Origin of the sequence: Onishia niordana, from assembly GCF_004798965.1 — a bacterium.
Taxonomy (GTDB): domain Bacteria; phylum Pseudomonadota; class Gammaproteobacteria; order Pseudomonadales; family Halomonadaceae; genus Onishia; species Onishia niordana.
The window spans coordinates 1-278 of record NZ_SDSD01000054.1 but is presented as its reverse complement, the minus strand read 5'-3'; the positions used below and the strand labels follow the sequence as shown (position 1 = coordinate 278).

The following is a 278-nucleotide window of genomic DNA, read 5'->3' as shown; positions in this document are numbered from 1 at the left end:
GCTTCAATTGCCAACGACTGTCGTACTTGAAGTCGCTGAAACTCAACCTTCTATCAAAGGTGCAACAGTAACAGGGTCAGGTAAACCAGCAACAATGGAAACAGGCTTGGTTGTCAATGTCCCTGACTTTGTTGAAGCAGGAACAAAACTTGAAATCAATACACAAACAGGTGAATACCTTAAACGTGCATAAGCCGTTTTGGCTAGCCCTCACACAAGTTGAGGAGTTATAAAAGCCTTGCTCCACGGAGAAACAAAAGAAAAGATAGAGGAGAGAA

The 278-nt window shown here is 42.8% G+C and carries 1 pseudogene; it reads left to right on the top strand.

Features of this window, described 5'->3' with window-relative positions:
* Positions 1 to 193: pseudogene (locus ETC27_RS17925) on the top strand (hypothetical protein); the annotation flags it as partial.
* Positions 194 to 278: the final 85 nt, after the last annotated feature.